We start from the raw sequence: 19,085 nt of genomic DNA on the forward strand, positions 1-19,085 counted from the left end.
CGAGCGTGCTCGCGATGGACGCAAGGACAACGCGTTAAGTCAGAAAGTACGCGTCATCGTTTACGACCATCGCGAGCAAGCTCGCTCCTACAGGAGATCGATGCAAACAAAAATGCCCCGCACTTGGCGGGGCATTTTTATGCCGATGGTTAACGCTTACAGCCCGTCAAGCATCGCCTTGTTACGCACCGCACCCTTGTCGGCGCTGGTGGCCAGCAGGGCGTAGGCTTTCAGTGCGGTGGTCACTTTACGTGGACGCACTTCCACCGGCTTCCAGCCTTTCTTGTCCTGCTCGACCCGGCGCGCGGCCAGTTCTTCGTCGCTGACCAGCAGGTTGATCGAGCGGTTCGGAATGTCGATCAGCACTTTGTCGCCGTCCTGCACCAGGCCGATTGCGCCGCCGGCAGCCGCTTCAGGCGAAGCGTGGCCGATGGACAGACCGGAGGTGCCGCCGGAGAAACGGCCGTCGGTGAGCAGGGCGCAGGCTTTGCCCAGGCCTTTGGATTTCAGGTACGAAGTCGGGTAGAGCATTTCCTGCATGCCCGGGCCGCCTTTCGGGCCTTCGTAGCGAATGATGACGATGTCGCCTTCCTTCACTTCGTCGGCGAGGATGCCGCGTACGGCGCTGTCCTGGCTTTCGAAGATCTTGGCGTTGCCTTCGAAGACGTGGATCGACTCATCGACGCCAGCGGTTTTCACCACGCAGCCGTCCAGGGCGATGTTGCCGTAGAGCACGGCCAGGCCGCCTTCTTTCGAGTAAGCGTGCTCGACACTGCGGATGCAGCCGTTTTCACGGTCGTCGTCCAGGGTTTCCCAACGGGTCGACTGGCTGAACGCGGTTTGCGTCGGGATGCCCGCAGGACCTGCCTTGAAGAAGTGGTGCACGGCTTCGTCGTTGGTCTGGGTGATGTCCCACTTGGCGATGGCTTCTTCCATGCTGCGGCTGTGCACGGTCGGCAACTGGGTGTGCAGCAGGCCGCCACGGGCCAGCGAACCGAGGATGCTGAAGATGCCACCAGCGCGGTGCACGTCTTCCATGTGGTACTTCTGGATGTTCGGCGCGACCTTGCACAGTTGCGGCACGTGACGGGACAGACGGTCGATGTCGCGCAGGTCGAAATCGATCTCGGCTTCCTGGGCAGCGGCCAGCAAGTGCAGGATGGTGTTGGTGGAACCGCCCATGGCGATGTCCAGGGTCATGGCGTTTTCGAAGGCCTGGAAGTTGGCGATGTTGCGCGGCAACACCGACTCGTCGTTCTCGCCGTAGTAACGCTTGCACAGCTCGACGATGGTACGGCCGGCCTGCAGGAACAGCTGCTCGCGGTCGCTGTGGGTGGCCAGGGTCGAACCGTTGCCCGGCAAGGCCAGGCCCAGCGCTTCAACCAGGCAGTTCATCGAGTTGGCGGTGAACATGCCGGAGCACGAACCGCAGGTCGGGCAGGCACTGCGCTCGTACTCGGCGACTTTCTCGTCAGAAGCGCTGGAGTCGGCGGCGATCACCATGGCGTCGACCAGGTCGAGGCCGTGGGAGGCGAGTTTGGTCTTGCCGGCTTCCATCGGGCCGCCGGAGACGAAGATCACCGGGATGTTCAGGCGCAGGGACGCCATCAGCATGCCAGGGGTGATCTTGTCGCAGTTGGAAATGCACACGATGGCGTCGGCGCAGTGGGCGTTGACCATGTACTCGACGGAGTCGGCGATGATCTCGCGGCTCGGCAGCGAATACAGCATGCCGTCGTGGCCCATGGCGATGCCGTCATCGACAGCGATGGTGTTGAATTCCTTGGCCACGCCGCCAGCGCGTTCGATCTCGCGGGCGACCAGTTGGCCCAGGTCCTTGAGGTGCACGTGGCCCGGTACGAACTGGGTGAACGAGTTGGCAATGGCGATGATCGGCTTCTTGAAGTCGTCATCTTTCATCCCCGTGGCGCGCCACAGTGCGCGAGCGCCGGCCATGTTGCGGCCGTGGGTGGATGTTTTCGAGCGGTAATCAGGCATGAAGCACTCCGGGCGGCTAATCAGGTATCAAAAGGGAAGTGAGCTTCTATTGACGTCTGGAACACTCAGAAATGGCCGCGTGTCCGGAAGTTGCCGATAACTTTGCGGGATCGCCGCGCGCTTCAGCTTGAGCTCATAAACCCGCCGGGGATGACTGGCGATGAATGTTCGCGATTCTACACGGCTGGCGGCTGGAGGGAATGCCTGCACGCGTGCAGGCAGCATTCACATGACGTGCGGACGGCCCCCTGTAGGAGCGAGCCTGCTCGCGATAAACCTGAGAGCGCCGCGGGGGTACCAGGTTTCCCGCGTTATCGTTGACGACCATCGCGAGCAGGCTCGCTCCTACAGTGATTTGTGCATCAGAGCCAGATGGCGTCCCAGAGTGGGTAGCCGCCGATATGGTCGACGAGGCCTGCGCGTAGGGGGTTGGCGATGATGTACCGGGCGATGGCTTTCAGATCTTCCTCGCGACGCAGGGCTCGGTCGAAGTAGCCCTTTTGCCATACAGGAGCATGTAGATCCCGTTGCTGATTGATGAGGCGTGTGCAGCGAGATTTGGTGGCTTGCACCAGTTTCGGTAAATCGCCGTTGTGCAATTCAATCAGCCAGTGGAAGTGATCCGGCATGACTACCCAGGCTATTGACGTGGCATAGCCGGCTTCCTGAGCCCTTCTGAACTCGTGCACCAAAAAGCGGCCAGTGCGCCAATCCTGGAAGAATGGTTGTCGTTCGTGGGTGACAGCGGTCAGGTGATAGATGCGACCGGATTGCGAGTGCCGACCTGTGCGTAATCGATGGGCTTTTGGCGTGTTGGACATTCCGTTGTCCTCTTCGGTGATGGGAAGAGAAAACGGTAGGCGTGGTGTGGGAGGTTGTCGCTTCGGCAGTGGATCAGGATGTGTCCTGCACCTGTAGGAGCGAGCCTGCTCGCGATGAAATCAAAGACGCCGCGGGGTATCAGGTTCCCCGCGTTATCGTTGACGACCATCGCGAGCAATCGAACGTCGACCGGCTGCTCCTACATTGATTTGCGTTTTAGCTGTTTGGCAGCAACCGGCAGGTAATGCTCTTGATGTAGCGAGTCTCGGCAATCGCCGGATGCACCGGATGATCCGGCCCTTGGCCGCCACGTTCAAGCATCTGGATATTGCGGTCCAGGTGGCGCGCGCTGGTCAGCAGGATGTTCTGCAGGTCGTCTTCCGGCAGGTGCATCGAGCAGGATGCGCTGACCAGGATGCCGTCCTTGGTGAGCAGGCGCATGGCTTGTTCATTCAGGCGGCGGTAGGCGCCTTCGCCGTTTTTCATGTCTTTCTTGCGTTTGATGAACGCCGGTGGGTCGGCCACGATCACGTCGAAGCGTTCTTCGCTGGCTTTCAGTTCTTTGAGGGCTTCGAACACGTCGCCTTCGATGCAGGTCATTTTCTCGGCGAAGCCGTTCAGTGCGGCGTTGCGCTCGACACCGTCAAGGGCGAAGGCCGAGGCGTCGACGCAGAACACTTCACTGGCGCCGAACGCAGCAGCCTGCACGCCCCAGCCGCCGATGTAGCTGTACAGGTCCAGCACGCGTTTGCCTTTGGCGTACGGCGCCAGGCGTGCGCGGTTCATGCGGTGGTCGTAGAACCAGCCGGTTTTCTGGCCCTGGATGACCGGTGCTTCGAATTTCACGCCGTTCTCTTCCAGTGCGACCCACTCCGGCACCAGGCCGAACACGGTTTCGACGTAGCGGGTGAGGCCTTCGGCGTCACGGGCGGCGGAGTCGTTCTTGAACAGGATGCCGCTTGGCTTGAGCACTTGGGTCAGCGCCGCGATCACGTCGTCTTTATGGGCTTCCATGGTCGCCGAGGCGATCTGCACCACCAGGATGTCGCCGAAACGGTCGACCACCAGGCCTGGCAGCAGGTCGGAGTCGCCGTAGACCAGGCGATAGAACGGCTTGTCGAACAGGCGCTCGCGCAGGGACAGGGCCACGTTCAGGCGGTGCACCAGCAGCGATTTGTCCAGCGGCAGCTTGATGTCGCGCGACAGCACTCGGGCGCAGATCAGGTTGTTCGGGCTCATGGCAACGATGCCCAGCGGCTTGCCGCCGGCGGCTTCGAGGATCGCCTGGTCACCAGCCTTGAAACCGTGCAAAGGCGTAGCGGCTACATCGATTTCGTTGCTGTAGACCCACAAGTGACCGTTGCGCAGACGACGGTCGGCGTTGGCTTTGAGGCGCAGGCTAGGCAGGGACATGTCGTCGCTCCGGAAAAAAGAGCGGGAGTATAGCGTGTTGGGACCCCGGATAGGCCTGCGAATGGACATGTGGCGAGGGGGCTTGCCCCCGTTGGGCGGCGAAGCCGTCCTGATATTGGTAGATGCGCGGCATCAGACAAACTGGATTCACCGGTTTTGCGGCTGCTGCGCAACCGAACGGAGGCAAGCCCCCTCGCCACAGAGTCGTGTCTTGCGATTTGGTATGTCGGATCCAACTTCATAAAGGTTAGAATCGCCGTCTGACCCAGAGTGTGTACCTATGTCCCAAGAGCTGACTTCCGAACAGATCCAACACGCCCTGCAGGGCATCAGCGTACCGGCCCAGCCGCAGATCATGGTGGATTTGCAGATGGAGCAGTACATGCCCGACCCGGATCTGGAAGTCATTGCCAAGCTGATATCCCAGGATCCGGGTCTTTCCGGTTCCCTGCTGAAGATCGTCAATTCGCCGTATTACGGGCTGAGCAACAAGATTGCCTCGATCCAGCGCGCGGTCAACCTGCTGGGCAGCCGCTCGGTCATCAACCTGATCAATGCACAGTCGATCAAGGGCGAGATGAATGACGACACCATTGTCACCCTGAACCGTTTCTGGGACACCGCTCAGGACGTGGCCATGACCTGCCTGACCCTGGCCAAGCGCATTGGCGTTGAAAATGGCGACGAAGCCTATGCCCTGGGCCTGTTCCACGACTGCGGCGTGCCCTTGATGCTCCAGCGTTTCCCCGACTACATGGGGGTTCTGGAGCAGGCCTATGCCAACGCCAGCGCCGAATGCCGGGTGGTGGACACGGAGAATCAGGTGTTCAATACCAATCACTCGGTGGTCGGCTATTACACGGCCAAGTCCTGGCGTCTGCCGGAGCACGTGAGCGCGGCGATCGCCAATCACCACAATGCGTTGGCGGTATTCAGCGATGAGACTTCGCGCAACAGTTCGTTGAAGAACCTGTTGGCGATCCTGAAAATGGCCGAGCACATTTGCGCGTCGCATCGGGTGCTGGGCAATCAGGCCGAAGACCACGAGTGGAACAGCATCGCGCCGCTGGTGCTCGATTATGTCGGCCTCTCGGACTACGACTTCGAGACCCTCAAGCAGACGATCCGCGACCTCGGCACTCATCGCTGAGTGTCGGACCTTTCCGCGCCATGCGCCTGATCCGAGAGCACCATGCCTGAATTGCCAGAAGTCGAAACCACCCGTCGCGGCATCGCGCCGTACCTGGAAGGCCAGCGCGTCAGCCGGGTGATCGTGCGTGATCGCCGTCTGCGTTGGCCGATCCCCGAGGACCTCGATGTGCGCCTGTCCGGCCAGCGCATCGTATTGGTGGAGCGGCGCGCCAAGTACCTGCTGATCAACGCCGAAGTCGGCACCTTGATCAGCCATTTGGGCATGTCAGGCAACTTGCGTCTGGTGGAGGCCGGGTTGCCGGCGGCCAAGCATGAGCATGTGGACATCGAACTGGAGTCGGGCCTGGCCCTGCGTTACACCGATCCGCGGCGCTTCGGCGCCATGCTCTGGAGCCTCGATCCGCTCAATCACGAATTGCTGATTCGCCTGGGGCCGGAACCGCTGACCGACCTGTTCGACGGCGAGCGCCTGTTCCAGCAGTCCCGTGGCCGTTCGATGGCGGTCAAGCCGTTCATCATGGATAACGCGGTGGTGGTGGGCGTCGGCAATATCTATGCGACCGAAGCGTTGTTCGCCGCTGGCATCGACCCGCGTCGTGAAGCCAAGAGCATTTCCCGTGCGCGGTATTTGAAACTGGCCATCGAGATCAAGCGCATCCTGGCGGCCGCCATCGAGCGCGGCGGAACCACGCTGCGGGACTTTATCGGTGGTGACGGTCAGCCTGGTTATTTCCAGCAGGAACTGTTCGTGTACGGCCGTGGTGGTGAGCACTGCAAGGTTTGTGGCACGGGGCTGCGGGAAGTGAAGCTGGGGCAGCGCGCCAGCGTTTTTTGCCCGCGTTGTCAGAGCTGAAAGTCAAAAGATCGCAGCCTTCGGCAGCTCCTACAGGGGAATTGTGTTTTCTGTAGGAGCTGCCGAAGGCTGCGATCTTCTGGTGCGTCAAGCCTTACCGGTAATCTTGCGGTACTTCTCCATCAACTGTTCTTCAGTCTCCGGATGGGCTTCGTCCAGTGGAATGCAATCCACCGGGCAGACCTGCTGGCACTGCGGTTCGTCGTAGTGGCCGACACACTGGGTGCACAGGTTCGGGTCGATCACATAGATCTCTTCGCCCTGGGAAATGGCGGCGTTCGGGCACTCGGGTTCGCAGACGTCGCAGTTGATGCAATCGTCGGTGATGATCAGGGACATGCTAACTCCAGCCGGGGCGGCAGGCCCGGGCGTAATAAACCAATGCGTACAATTGTGCCGCATTGGCGCCCGTGTTGCACGCAGGTGCGACGCACTGTAGGAGCCAGCCTGCTGGCGATGAAGCCGAGAACGCCGCGGGGTGTCAGGTTTCCCGCGTTATCTTTGACGTCCATCGCGAGCAGGCTCGCTCCCACAGTGGCGGGGGTTATTTCTTGAAGCGCTCGGTCAGGGCGTCCGCCACCGCTGGGTGTACGAACTTGGTGATATCGCCACCCAGGGCCGCAATTTCACGGACCAGCGTTGAGGAAATGAACGAATAACGCTCGGACGGGGTCAGGAACAGGCTTTCCACATCCGGCGCCAGTTGTCGGTTCATGTTGGCCAGCTGGAATTCGTATTCGAAGTCCGACACCGCGCGCAAACCACGCAGGAACACGTTGGCATTCTGCTCTTTGGCGAAATGCGCAAGCAGCGTCGAGAAACCGACGACTTCTACGTTCGGCAGATGTTTAGTGACCTCGCGTGCCAGTTCCACCCGTTGTTCCAGAGGAAACAGCGGGTTTTTCTTCGGGCTGGCGGCGACGGCGATGATCACGTGATCGAACAGGCGCGAGGCGCGTTCGACCAGATCGCCATGGCCCTTGGTAATAGGGTCGAAGGTACCTGGGTACAACACTCGGTTCATCGCGTCGTCCTGGCGGGAATCCGTTGGGGAGTCGGATGGTATCGCAGCCTTCCCGGTCGGCCAAGTCGCCTGTTGGGTAAGAAAGCACTATAGACGATGGGAATAATCGCCATTTTCATGGGTTTTTTAAACGCTCGGCCAGGGAAGTCGCCAGTTGTGCCGTCAGTCCGTAGACCGACAATTGAGGATTGGCGCCAATGCTGGTGGGGAACAGCGAGCCGTCGTGGATCGACAGATTGCCCAACTGATGGTGCCGGCCGAGGCTGTCAGTCACTGCGTTTGTCGGGTCTTCACCCATGGCGCAGCCGCCCATCACATGGGCACTGCCCAGGCGTGTGCGGTACAACTCCAGGCTCAGGCCATCGATCAGCGTACGGGCTTCGGCGAGGGTCTTCACGTAACGGGCGTCGGCGTGCATCGGCATCACGGCCCTGGCGCCACCGGCAAACTGGATCTCGGCCATGGTATGAAAGGCCCGGCGCAAGCCGTCCCAAGCGTAAGGTGAGAGCTGATAATCCAGCACCGGTGTGTCGTCGCTGCGCAATTCGACGCTTCCACCCTGGCTGTCCGGGTGAAAGCCGTCCCGCAGCAACGCCAGCATGGCGTGGGTGTGGGGCAGGTTGGCCATGTGTTGCGAATTCTCCTGCCCGAAACCGCCGAGCAAGGTTGCGGCCAGCGCCGGATGCAATGGCGGGACCTCCAGTTTGAAGGACATTTTGCCGGTGGTGCCGTCCTGCCACTGGAAATGGTCGGAATAGATCGACTGAGGCGCGCCGTAGAACGGGTTGACGACTTCGTCGAACAACGCGGCGGACATGTTCACCGGGTGCAGGAACGTACGTTTGCCCAGGCGCTTGTGCGGGTCGGGTGCCCCGGAGCGCATCAGCAAGGCCGGGCTGTTGATGCCGCCACCGGCCAGCACGAAATGCCGCGCCTTGACCGTGATGGTGCGCCCGGTCGGTGCGACGCAGCGTTCATCCATCGCCGAACAGTGCAGGCCAGTGATCTTGTCGCCGCTGATCGTGAGTTTTTCAGCGCGGGCCAGGTAAAGCAGCTCGCCGCCTTTTTCCAGGGTCGCCGGAATGGTGGTGACCATCATCGATTGCTTGGCGTTGGTGGGGCAGCCCATGCCGCAGTAACCGAGGTTCCAGCAGCCGCGAACGTTGCGCGGGATGACGTGCCAGCTGTAACCCAGTTCCTGGCAGCCCTTGCGGATCACATCATTGTTGGCGTTGGGCGGCACCATCCAAGGCGCGACGCCCAGGCGCTGCTCCATTTTCTCGAACCACGGCGCCATGTCCGCCGGGTTGTGACCCTTGACGTTGTGCTCTTTGGCCCAGTGTTCGAGGGTCGGCTCCGGGGTGCGGAAACTGGAGGTCCAGTTGATCAGCGTGGTGCCGCCCACCGCCCGGCCCTGGAGGATGGTGATTGCGCCATCCTTGCTCATGCGGCCGATGCCTTCCTGATAGAGGCTGCTGTAGGCCTGGTCTTCAAGCAGTTTGAAGTCGCTGCTGGTCTTGAGCGGGCCTTCCTCGATCAGCAGCACTTTGTAACCGGCCGCGCTGAGGATTTCGGCGGTGGTGCCGCCGCCGGCACCGCTGCCGATGATCGCCACGTCTGCTTCGAGTGTCAGGTCCTGGGTCAGTTGTGAGCCGTTGTAGGTTTTCCAACCTCGGGCCATGCCTTCGCGAAACGGATCGGGTACGGGCATCTTCGGGTTCTCTATTTATTATTGGGGGCACGGTCAAGTGTGGGAGCGGGCTTGCCCGCGAAGGGGGCGACTCGATTTCAGACAATAGGCGGCCCGGGATACCCGCAATGTGCCCACGATTCCTTGCGGCCGTACCAGGCCATCATCACCAGTTGCAGCAAAGAGCTGTGGCCCATGCGTAACAGGCTCAACGAACTGTTTTCCCAATGATCGAGGAATTGTCGGATATCGTCGGCGCTGGCGTTTTCCCAGCTGCCCCAGATTCCGGTCAACGGTCCGCGGGTGACGGCCATGCCCAGCACATCGAACAGTTGGCGGGTCAGTTTGAGCATTTCCGGCGACAGGTGCGCGAGGTTGTAATCCAGGCTTTCAAGTGTGCCTTCGACAGCCTCCGGCATCCGTTCGGAGGTCACGGCGCCATCGAGCATGACCGGAATCAACGCTCGCAAGAACAGTAGGTCGCCGCTGCGCAGCGTGACGAAGCCACTGGCCGGGACGCTCGCCGAACAGCCGCTGAGGCTGGCGCCCAACCCGGCAGTGGCGAGAAAGGCGCTGGCGCCGAGGCTGAATTTAAGCAACCCGCGCCGTGACAGCGCGGGTGTATCGGACAGACTGGGATTCATTCTTGTTATTTCCCGGCGGTGATGATCGTTAGCGGATGAACAGCTTCTGGATCAGCTTCTGGATCGATTTGCCATACGGCGGGTAAATCAGTTTCGCCGCGTTGAACCGCTGCTTGATCAAGACACCCTTGGCCTTGCTGAAGGTCAGGAAGCCTTCATGGCCATGGTAGTGACCCATGCCCGAGGCACCGATGCCGCCGAACGGCATGTCGTCCTGGGCGACGTGCAGCAGCGTGTCGTTCAGGCACACGCCGCCGGAGTGGGTTTCGTGCAGCACGCGCTGTTGTTCGCGCTTGTCGTAGCCGAAGTAGTACAGCGCCAGTGGGCGCGGGCGTTGATTGATGTAGGCAAAGGCCTGGTCCAGATCCTTGTACGGCACGATCGGCAACAGCGGCCCGAAGATTTCGTCCTGCATCACCGTCATCTCGTCAGTGACATTGAGCAGCAGGCTATGGCTCATGCGGCGGCCCTGGCCCTGGTCGAACAGCGGCATCAGCAACGCACCCTTGCTGGTGGCGTCGCTGATGTAGCCGTTGAGGCGGGCCAGTTGTCGCTCATTGATGATCGCGGTGTAGTCCGGGTTGTCGGCCAGCGTCGGATAAAACCCGCGGACGGCAGAGCGGTAGGCTTCGACGAAACCGCCCACGCGATCCTCCGGCACCAGCACATAGTCCGGGGCCACGCAGGTCTGGCCGGCGTTCAGGGTTTTACCGAAGGCGATGCGCTCGGCGGCGTCCTTGAGCGGTACATCGCGGGAAACGATGGCCGGGGACTTGCCGCCCAGCTCAAGGGTCACCGGGGTCAGGTTTTCCGCAGCGGCGCGCATCACGTGTTTGCCGATGCTGGTGGCACCGGTGAACAGCAGGTGATCGAACGGCAGGCGTGAAAACGCCACGCCAATGTCTGCCTCGCCAAGGACCACGCACACCAGGTCTTCGGGGAAGATGCGCGCCAGCAGTTGCTTCATCAGCAGGCCGGTCGCGGGGGTCGACTCACTGAGCTTGAGCATCACCCGGTTGCCCGCCGACAGCGCGCCGACCAACGGACCGATGGCCAGGTACAGCGGGTAGTTCCACGGCACGATGACCCCGACCACGCCCAGCGGTTGGTAAACGACTTTGGCAGAGGCGGGCTGGAAAGCGACACCAACCTTGCGCCGCGAAGCTCGCATCCAGCCCTTGAGGTGTTTGCTGGCGTAATGGATGCCGTGCAGGCTGGGCATCAGTTCGGCGACCAGGGTTTCATCGGCGCTGCGATGGCTGAAGTCCTGGCTGATCGCATCGATCAGGATCTGGCGTTCGCTGTTCAATAAATCCTTCAGGGCCTTGAGCCATTGCTGACGCTGCGCGGCGGGTGGCATCGGGTTGGCGGCGTAGGCGGCACGCTGGGCGTCAAACAAGGCCTGAAGCTCTTCCAGCGGCTGCTGTAGGTTTTGCAGGTAGGAAATGTCAGCAGTCATGGTCGGCTCCGGATTTATTGTAATGAGGTACTTTTTAGAGTCTATGCTCTAAAAAGTCAAATGACATCCTGGAACAGCTTTGTTTTATCCGCTCGCGGATAGATCTAAGATGCCCGTCAACGCACTCTGAATTTAAGCTCAAGCCATGGCCCCACGGATCAAAACCAGCGAGCGCATCGTGCAGAACAGCCTGGAGCTGTTCAACCAGCAGGGCGAGCGCAGCATCAGTACCAACCACATTGCTGCCCATATGGAAATTTCCCCGGGCAACCTGTACTACCACTTCCCTAACAAGCAGGCGATCATCGCCGTGCTGTTCAGCGAGTACGAAAGCCTGGTGGACAGCTTCCTGCGCCCGCCCCAAGGCCGCGCCGCCACGGTGGAAGACAAACGCTTCTACCTCAAGGAGCTGCTGTCGGCGATGTGGCGCTACCGCTTTCTGCATCGCGATCTCGAACATTTGCTCGACAGCGATCCGGACCTGGCCGACCGCTATCGACGTTTCTCCCAGCGTTGCCTGATCCAGGGGGCGGCGATCTACGAAGGTTTTGTCGCCGCCGGTATCCTGGAGATGGACAAAGTGCAGATCGAATCCCTGACGCTCAATGCCTGGATCATCCTCACGTCCTGGGTGCGCTTCCTGTGCACCACGCGGGAGAATTCCAGCCACTTGAGCGAACAGGCCATTAAACGCGGGGTTTATCAGGTGCTTGTGCTGGAAGCCGGGTTCGTCACGGATCAGTCCCGCGATGCGGTCAAGGCCTTGTTCGAAGAGTTTTACGTGCCCCTGGCCCAGGCGCTCGAGGAAGTGTCGTAGGATCGACGTCTGATAAAAATCACAGGAGCCCGTTATGCCCATTGCGCAACTGATCAGCCCGCAAGCACTGGACCTGAAAAAGGACCAGGCGGGGTTGGTGATTCTGGATTGTCGTTTTGCCCTTGAAGACCCTGATTACGGTCAGCGCAGCTATGCCGAGGGGCACATCGCCGGTGCGAGCTATGCCGACCTCGAGCGAGATCTGAGTGGCGTGGTGGTCAAGGGCGTGACCGGGCGCCATCCGCTGCCCGAGCCGGCGCAACTGATCGAGCGCCTGCAGGCCTGGGGCATCAACGCCGATAGCGAAGTGGTTCTGTACGACGACGGTCCGGGGGCCTATGCGGCGCGGGCCTGGTGGTTGCTGGCCTGGTTGGGCAAACGCGACGGTGTATTTATCCTCGATGGCGGTCTCAAGGCCTGGCACGCGGCCGGTTTGCCGCTGAGCCTGGATGCGCCGGCGATCACTCGTGGATCCTTCACCGGCAGTCCTGACACGGCATTGCTGATCAGTGCCGAACGGCTGCAAAAGCGCCTCTCCCGGCCGGAACTGACCCTGCTCGATGCCCGCGCACTGCCGCGTTTCAAGGGGGAAGTGGAACCGATCGATCCGATTGCCGGGCACATTCCTGGCGCTCAATGTGCGGCGTTTACCGACAATCTGGGCAGTGACGGGCGTTTTCTACCGGCCGATCAGCTCAAGCAGCGCTTTGCCGCAAAACTGGGCGATCGTTCGCCGAAGGATCTGGTGGCGTACTGTGGTTCCGGCGTGACGGCGTGCCACAACCTGTTTGCGTTGTGTCTCGCCGGTTATCCATTGGGTTCGTTGTATGCCGGGTCGTGGAGTGAGTGGATCAACGAGCCTGCGCGGGGCATTGCCACGGGCGAATGAGGCAAAAGCAGGATCAAAAGATCGCAGCCTTCGGCAGCTCCTACAGAAGGCTGCGATCTTTTTTGTTTCTAAAGCCGGGCACTTCGATACGCCCCGGGTCCAACCCCATACACCTGCTTGAACTGCCGACTCAGGTGGCTCTGGTCAGCAAACCCCAGTTGCATGGCGACTTCCAGCGGCAGACAACCACTCTGCAGCAACGCTCGCGCCCGGGCGATGCGCTGTTGCATCAGCCAGGTGTGCGGCGGCATGCCGGTGGCCCGGCGGAATACCCGGGCGAAATGGAAGGGCGAGAGGTTGACCGCCGCCGCCAGCGTCTCCAGTGAGGGCGGCGCTGTCAGTTGCGCGTGCAGCAACTCCTTGGCCAGGCTCACGGCCCGGTGTTCCTTGCCGGGTTTACCGGCATCGGGCACCGCCGCATGACGCTGCAACAGCGACAGCACCAGTTCGCGCCAGACCGTTTGTTGCTGCAAGGCGGTGGCGGGGCTTTCCAGCAAGCGATGGAGTTGGCAGAAGCCGTTCACCAGATCCTGGTCGCGATACAGCGTGGCACCGAAAGCCGGCAGGTGGTGGGTCGGCAGTTCGAGTTCGGCCAGCAGCGAGGTTATCTGCCCGCTGTCCGGATAAAACGCCCGGTAAAGCCAGCCATTCTCGGTGCCTTTGTGGCCGGTGTGCAATTCATCGGGGTTGATCAGCACCAGCGTACCGCTGCCCGCCAGGTGTTCGGCACCGCGATAGCGATAACGCTGGGCGCCGGCCATGATCATGCCGATCACATAGCCGTCATGCACATGCGGGGCAAAACGATGATCGATGTAGCGGGCGGACAATAACTCGACCCCGGCCAGGGGCGGGGTTTGCCAGAAGTGGATTGACTCGCCCTGGTCAGCGTCCATGACTCAAGCGCGCCCTGTGGCGGCCAGCCACTCGGGGATGCGCCGTTCAAGGTAGTAACCCGGTTGTCTGAGCGTGCCGTCGACGAAGCCGACATGCCCGCCCTTGGCTTGCAGCTCGAATTGCGTGGATGCGGATAACTCATCGGCGTGCGGCAGGCTGTGGGGAAACACGAACGGATCGTCGGCGGCCTGAATCACCAAGGTCGGCGTACGAATCTCGCCGAGGAAGTAGCGGCTCGAGGCGCGGCGATAATAATCCTCGGCATCGACAAAACCGTTCAGCGGTGCGGTAACCCGGCCATCGAAATCCCAGAATGTACGCATGTTTTCCAGCGAGCCGAGCGCAGCCAATGCGGCCAGTCCATCCTCGCGTCCGTCGTGCTGGAACTGTCGCTGTTTGTTCTTGATGTAGGCGACCATCTCGCGCATGAAATGTGCCTGGTAAACCTTGGAGAAACCCTGGCCGATACGGTCGGCGCACTGGTCCAGGCGGAACGGCACCGATACCGCCACGGCGGCCGTCACCCCGCTGTCGCTGCCGGTTTCGCCCAGATGCTTGAGCAGAACATTACCCCCGAGGGAGTAACCCACCGCAAAGAGTGGTGCGAGAGGACGTTTGGCCCGCAAGTGTTTGATCGCTTCGGCCAGGTCTTCACTGGCACCGGAATGGTAACTGCGTGGCAGCAGATTGGGTTCGCCCGAGCAACCGCGCCAGTTCAGCGCGACGCTGGCCCAGCCCCGGTCACCCAGGGCTTTTTGCAGGCCGGCGACATAAGGTGAATTCGAGGACCCGGTGAGCCCGTGCAGCACCAGCACCAAAGGCGCGTCGGCGCTGTGCGGACCGTGCCAGTCCAGATCGAGAAAGTCGCCATCTTCAAGCCACAGGCGTTCGCGTTCGCGGCCGATGTGCACGGTTTTACGCCACAGCGGCCCCCACAAGGTTTGCAAGTGCGGATTGCCGAGGCCGAAGGCTGGGGTGAACGGTGATTGGGCCATTGCGGGGTGCGGGTGCACAGTGATTCTCGGAGAAAGTGCTCATGGGTCTGCCCGAAGGCGCGGCGGGACAGCGCCGCGACCGCGTCGTCGGGGGGGTAACTAACTTGCCACAATCTCGTCAGGTGCGCGACACATGGCGTTGGTTGTGCTTTCGATTGGAGCGGGTAGCGGTTGTTGATCTGCCTTCGGCCCCAGAATGACAACGCGCCATTGGTCGGCGTGGTAATGCCGGTTGAGCGCGGTTTTGATGGATGCGAGGTTCAGCTTCAAGGCGGCTTGCGTGGAGAAGTCCAGGTCCAGCGGCAGATTGTGGGCACTGATGGCGTACAACTGGCTCAGAATCTGCGCATTGGTAGCGCTGCTCAACGGTGCGCTACTGGCCAGTTGCTGCTGGCTGTCATCAAGCTCCTCTTGAGTCGGCCCTTGGGCGAGGAAGTCGCTGAACATCGTCTTGATATGGGCCAGTACGGCATCGACCTGTTCGGGTGGGGTCTGCAACTTAATGGTCAGCAACCCTTGTGCCTGAAGGGCTGAGAGGTCGGCTTCAACGTGGTAGGTCAGGCCTCGGCGCTCACGGAGTTCATTGCTCAGTCGGTTGGTGAAAACCCGCATGGCCATTTGCAGCGCGTCGTAGTCCGGACTGCTGCGCAGGACACTTGGCTGGGCAAGGCGCAGGTAAGCCTGGGCCGATGGTCGCTCAACGCGCAGCAGACTCGGGGCCGTTGGACTTGTCACTGCCTGGATCGCAGCAGTGGCGGGCCCCAGGGGCAAGGCCGCGGATATCTGCGCACCGATGCGCTGGGCTTCTTCCTCGGTGAGGTCGCCGACCAGTGTGATCTGGGCATTGCCTGCGGCATAAGCCTCGCGATGAAAGTCTTGCGCCTGAGTGCGGGTGATGGAGGCAAGCCCGGTCCGGGTGCCGTAGAGGGACTGAGCATAACCGTGGTCGGGAAACAGTTGGCCGAGGTTCACTTGTCGGGCTTGAGTGGCAGGGGACTGATCCTCGAGGTCCAGAAAGTACTGCAGTTGGGATTTCACCGAAGGCAGGGATGCCTGCGGCAACAGCGGTTTGCCGAGTACCTGGGCAAACAGTTCCAAAGCTGGAGTACGCCGTGTTTCGTCACTCAGGCTGCGCAGGGAAAACCAGGCCTGGTCCTTGCCGATACCCATGTCCATCCTTGCACCCAGATTATCGAACGTCGCCTGTATGGCATTGACGTCCTTGCCAGCCACGCCCTCATTCAAAAGGCTTAAGGTCACCGCTGCCAGACCGGGTTGATGGGGGGTGTGGACGCTGCCGGCGGCAAAGCTCACCAGAGCGTCGAACATCGGCAGGCCAGGGGTGCGGATGAACAGGATCTTGGTCCCGCTGTGAGTTTTGTAGCCCTTGATCGACAGCGTGCGGTGGATAGCCGGAATCTGTGGTTCCTTGAGCGATTGCAGCCCTGGTTTCTGGGGGGGCGTGGTTGCAGCGGCATGGGCCTGAGCACTCAAAAGCATGCCGGCCATGATCAATCCATTGATGAGGCCTTTGAACTTATCCATTGTTTTTCTCCGGCAAAATCTTCGCGGTACTCAGGCGCTCATGCGTCAGGTAAGTGATTGCGGCGTGTTGAATGTCCTTGGGGGTGACCTGGCTCAGCTCATCCGTATCCTGATCGGCCAACCGCCAGTCGAGGCCGATACTTTCCAGCACGCCAAGGGCACTGGCCTGCGCTTCCAGATCGTCCTGTGCATAAACCGTGTTGGCGATCAGGATGTTTTTCGCACGCTCCAGCTCTGCGGGTTCCGGTGCCTTGCTTTTCAGTGAATCGATCACTTGCCAGACACGGGCGAGGGCTTCGTCAGGGTCGTTGAGCTTGTCCGGGTTGAGCTGTGTGCTGATAGTGAGCAACGAGTCACCTCGATTGAAGGCGTCGTACTCTGCCTGGACTTCGGTAAACATCGCCTCGCTCAGTTGCAGTTGCTGTTTGATCCGCGCGCTGTTGGACCCGGCCAGTAACGTATTGAGCAGGCGCAAGGCATGAGCGCTCCGGCGATTTTCAGCCGTGGCCAGGCTGGGTGTGTTGAAACTCATGATGAGGCGCGGGGACGATATCGGTGCATGCAGGGTCAATGACCGCTCGCCGGCATCAGCCAACTCAATGGGGACGGGAGTCATGGGTGTTGCACGCCGCTGCAGGTGGCCGAAGTACTGCTGTGCCAGCGCCTTGATCCGCTCAGGCGCAACATCGCCAACGACCACCAGCGTGGCATTGCCCGGCGCATACCAGGCCTGATACCACTGCTGCAATTGAACGGCGTTCATTCGTTGCAGGTCGTGCATCCAGCCAATCGTCGAGGTGCGGTAGCCGCTGGTCGGGTAGGCGATGCTGTTCAGTTGTTCGTGAGCCGACGCGGTGATTTCATCATCAACGCGCATTCTCCGTTCTTCCTGAATGACCTTGAGCTCCGGTGTGAAGTCCTGTGCATCCAGTTCGGCCGTGCTCATCAGGTCGGCGAGTATTTCGAAAGCGACGCCTGTCCGGGCGACAGGCAGTGTCTGGTAAAAGGCCGTGAAATCCGTACCGGTCGAAGCGTTCTGACTGGCGCCAAGCTTTTCCAGTATCGCCGCGAACTCTCCAGCGCAGGCCTTACTGCTGCCTTTATAAACCATGTGTTCGAGGGCGTGGGACAGGCCCGACTGGCCGGGCGGTTCGTAGCTTGAGCCGACCTTGATCCAGAGTTGGACGGTGACGATGGGGGACCGATGGTCTTCGCGCACGACGACCTTGAGACCGTTATCCAGCAAAAAGTCTTGTGTTGCAGGGGGTGAAGCCGCGGCAGCCATGAGCGGCAACCAGGCGATAAAGGACAGCACCAGCGTGTTGCGGGAGATGTTCATCCGTGTACATCCTCAGTGGTTTGCAGGTATTTGCGCAAACCACTGTGGATCATCCGCAAAGGTGTCAGGCGTTAACTATGTAGTGCACTCCCCAAGCGGCTGCGGTTCGGCAGCCCCTTGGTTTTCTGTTCGTCTTTCAACAGCAGGATTTAAAAAATGAGCAACAGAATTATTCCGGTGAGCCCGCCATTGGAAAGATGTGGGCTGTTGTCATTCGCTGTTCTGTAAAGTATGTGTTGGCGAAATTTTGAATGTCCATGGGCGTGATGTTCAGCAGCGCTTGGTATCGTTGCGCCCTACTATCCAGAGGGAGTTTTGCATAGTGATAGGTGGTGAGGAGGTAGGGCAAAGCCGAAGGGTTGTGCTCCCTTCCGGCCCATCGTGTAAGTATGTTTTCACGAGCGTGCTCCAAGCTTTGTGCATCGATTGGATTTCGCTTCAGCTTATTGAGATAAGTGCGCAGTCCGCTTTCCAATTGACATGGAGTTTGATCTGCCGATAGAGCCTTGACGCTTAAGAAAAAAATGCCCGCATTTTGGTTGAGGATTTTCCGCGCAGCGCCAGATCCGTCTGGCGTAAGCCGGAAGTGGTTTTTCAGAAGCTCCTCGATGATATCCAGGGCGCCAAGAGCGTTAGGATCACCTTTGAAAAAATCGAAGTCAGGCAGGTTGAACGCCATGATCGCTAGGGGCTCATTAGTGTCTTTGCGCACTTCGATGTGTCGCTTGCCCGGTTCGGCAGCTTCTTTGTCGTACTTGAAGTCTTCAAGAGGTTTGTGTGGGATCGCGGAGAAATGCTGTTCTGCCAATGAGAGAATATTGTCGGTGTTTACATTTCCAACAACGATCAGTGTTGCATTGTTGGGCATGTACCAACGTTGATGCCATTGCTGTAACTGATCGAGATCAAGGCGTGACAGGCTGGTTGGAGTGCCTTGTGGATTGTTGGAGTAGCCGCTGAAAGGGTAAAGTAGTTCGGTGACCTCCTGAGGTGTGAGGTAGTTGGATATAAATATATCCCGCGCGGCCCGATGGCTGTTGGTCTCTTGAATGACTGCCTGTAAAGAGGCTTCGGTCATTTTTGGTGCGGACATCATGGTTGCGAGTTGGCTGAAGGCTTCGTCTAAATCGGCAAGGCGTACACGCTGTCTATAGGTCGTGAAGTCATCAAAGTGAAATGAAAGGTGCTCGTTTTCGTCAGGGGCTGATGTATGTTCGTTGTCAGAAAGTAATACGCTGGCAAGAGTGATGTTTATGCCTGCGTTTTCTGGTAGTTCGTTACAGCTGCTGACTTTGTAAACGAGATCGATGTAAGCTTCGCTAGCTTGACTGATTTCAGCGGTAATGATTTTCAAACCATTGTCGAGAGTGAGTTCTTTTATTGGCGTGGTGGGGTAATTTAGCTGCATGGGTTTGCAAGTCCATTTGCGGTTGTGCGAGTTATTTCGCCCACCTAAGATGGTTCGCAAGTAATAAATTTATCTAGCGTAAATATATTTCTAATTGCGACGTTTGCGGAGTAATCGGGTGAGTGGATGCTTACCCGAAG

The 19,085-nt window shown here is 59.9% G+C and carries 17 protein-coding genes; 4 read left to right on the plus strand and 13 right to left on the minus strand.

Annotated features, from left to right (window positions below; genetic code table 11):
- Positions 1-156: 156 nt before the first annotated feature.
- From ilvD to KW846_RS02000, 3 genes are all read right to left on the minus strand, one after another.
- On the minus strand, positions 157-1,998 hold the full coding sequence (ilvD, locus tag KW846_RS01990; RefSeq protein ID WP_007976450.1) for a dihydroxy-acid dehydratase: 1,842 nt from the start codon (positions 1,996-1,998) through the stop codon (positions 157-159).
- Positions 1,999-2,360: 362 nt separating this feature from the next.
- Positions 2,361-2,819 carry a transposase gene (locus KW846_RS01995; RefSeq protein WP_218481149.1) on the minus strand — a complete coding sequence of 153 codons (459 nt, stop codon included), beginning with the start codon at positions 2,817-2,819 and terminating at the stop codon, positions 2,361-2,363.
- A gap of 217 nt (positions 2,820-3,036) precedes the next feature.
- Complete coding sequence (locus tag KW846_RS02000) at positions 3,037-4,233, minus strand: class I SAM-dependent rRNA methyltransferase (RefSeq protein ID WP_007978942.1); 1,197 nt, start codon at positions 4,231-4,233, stop codon at positions 3,037-3,039.
- A 280-nt stretch (positions 4,234-4,513) separates the two neighbouring features.
- Between KW846_RS02000 and KW846_RS02005 the strand changes: the two genes are divergently transcribed.
- Together KW846_RS02005 and mutM are read left to right on the plus strand one after the other, a co-directional pair.
- Positions 4,514-5,383, plus strand: a complete 870-nt coding sequence (locus KW846_RS02005) for an HDOD domain-containing protein (protein ID WP_218481150.1) — start codon at positions 4,514-4,516, stop codon at positions 5,381-5,383.
- 42 nt (positions 5,384-5,425) lie between these two features.
- Complete coding sequence (gene mutM / locus KW846_RS02010; RefSeq protein ID WP_015097228.1) at positions 5,426-6,238, plus strand: bifunctional DNA-formamidopyrimidine glycosylase/DNA-(apurinic or apyrimidinic site) lyase; 813 nt, start codon at positions 5,426-5,428, stop codon at positions 6,236-6,238.
- Positions 6,239-6,325: 87 nt separating this feature from the next.
- On the opposite strand, the gene KW846_RS02015 is transcribed toward mutM, so the two are convergent.
- The 5 genes from KW846_RS02015 to KW846_RS02035 all read right to left on the minus strand — a co-directional run bounded on the left by KW846_RS02015 (position 6,326) and on the right by KW846_RS02035 (position 11,055).
- Positions 6,326-6,577, minus strand: coding sequence for a YfhL family 4Fe-4S dicluster ferredoxin (locus KW846_RS02015; RefSeq protein ID WP_003195146.1), 252 nt, complete (start codon positions 6,575-6,577; stop codon positions 6,326-6,328).
- Positions 6,578-6,782: 205 nt separating this feature from the next.
- Positions 6,783-7,262, minus strand: coding sequence for a pantetheine-phosphate adenylyltransferase (coaD, locus tag KW846_RS02020; protein ID WP_007975368.1), 480 nt, complete (start codon positions 7,260-7,262; stop codon positions 6,783-6,785).
- Positions 7,263-7,377: 115 nt separating this feature from the next.
- Positions 7,378-8,973 (minus strand): GMC family oxidoreductase, encoded by a 1,596-nt coding sequence (locus KW846_RS02025; protein WP_218481151.1) that lies wholly within the window; start codon positions 8,971-8,973, stop codon positions 7,378-7,380.
- Between the two features lie 77 nt (positions 8,974-9,050).
- Positions 9,051-9,596 (minus strand): twin-arginine translocation pathway signal protein, encoded by a 546-nt coding sequence (locus KW846_RS02030; RefSeq protein ID WP_218481152.1) that lies wholly within the window; start codon positions 9,594-9,596, stop codon positions 9,051-9,053.
- Positions 9,597-9,624: 28 nt separating this feature from the next.
- The gene (locus KW846_RS02035) at positions 9,625-11,055 is read right to left on the minus strand and encodes a coniferyl aldehyde dehydrogenase (RefSeq protein WP_218481153.1); all 1,431 of its coding nucleotides are present in this window, start codon (positions 11,053-11,055) and stop codon (positions 9,625-9,627) included.
- Positions 11,056-11,200: 145 nt separating this feature from the next.
- On the opposite strand from KW846_RS02035, the gene KW846_RS02040 reads away from it, so the two are divergent.
- The gene (locus KW846_RS02040; RefSeq protein ID WP_007975372.1) at positions 11,201-11,872 is read left to right on the plus strand and encodes a TetR/AcrR family transcriptional regulator; all 672 of its coding nucleotides are present in this window, start codon (positions 11,201-11,203) and stop codon (positions 11,870-11,872) included.
- Between the two features lie 34 nt (positions 11,873-11,906).
- Positions 11,907-12,761, plus strand: coding sequence for a sulfurtransferase (locus KW846_RS02045; protein WP_218481154.1), 855 nt, complete (start codon positions 11,907-11,909; stop codon positions 12,759-12,761).
- 68 nt (positions 12,762-12,829) lie between these two features.
- On the opposite strand, the gene KW846_RS02050 is transcribed toward KW846_RS02045, so the two are convergent.
- From KW846_RS02050 to KW846_RS02070, 5 genes are all read right to left on the minus strand, one after another.
- Positions 12,830-13,657 (minus strand): AraC family transcriptional regulator, encoded by an 828-nt coding sequence (locus tag KW846_RS02050; RefSeq protein ID WP_218481155.1) that lies wholly within the window; start codon positions 13,655-13,657, stop codon positions 12,830-12,832.
- A gap of 3 nt (positions 13,658-13,660) precedes the next feature.
- Positions 13,661-14,653: a hydrolase gene (locus KW846_RS02055; RefSeq protein WP_218481156.1), complete on the minus strand. Its 993-nt coding sequence runs from the start codon at positions 14,651-14,653 to the stop codon at positions 13,661-13,663.
- Between the two features lie 99 nt (positions 14,654-14,752).
- Positions 14,753-16,198 (minus strand): pitrilysin family protein, encoded by a 1,446-nt coding sequence (locus tag KW846_RS02060; protein WP_218481157.1) that lies wholly within the window; start codon positions 16,196-16,198, stop codon positions 14,753-14,755.
- Positions 16,191-17,537 carry a pitrilysin family protein gene (locus KW846_RS02065; protein ID WP_218481158.1) on the minus strand — a complete coding sequence of 449 codons (1,347 nt, stop codon included), beginning with the start codon at positions 17,535-17,537 and terminating at the stop codon, positions 16,191-16,193. Before KW846_RS02065 ends, KW846_RS02060 begins: the two co-directional genes overlap by 8 nt.
- A 169-nt stretch (positions 17,538-17,706) precedes the next feature.
- Positions 17,707-18,945 (minus strand): pitrilysin family protein, encoded by a 1,239-nt coding sequence (locus KW846_RS02070; RefSeq protein ID WP_218481159.1) that lies wholly within the window; start codon positions 18,943-18,945, stop codon positions 17,707-17,709.
- Positions 18,946-19,085 lie beyond the last annotated feature (140 nt).

This window comes from Pseudomonas sp. PDM32 (assembly GCF_019219225.1).
GTDB lineage: Bacteria > Pseudomonadota > Gammaproteobacteria > Pseudomonadales > Pseudomonadaceae > Aquipseudomonas > Aquipseudomonas laurylsulfatiphila.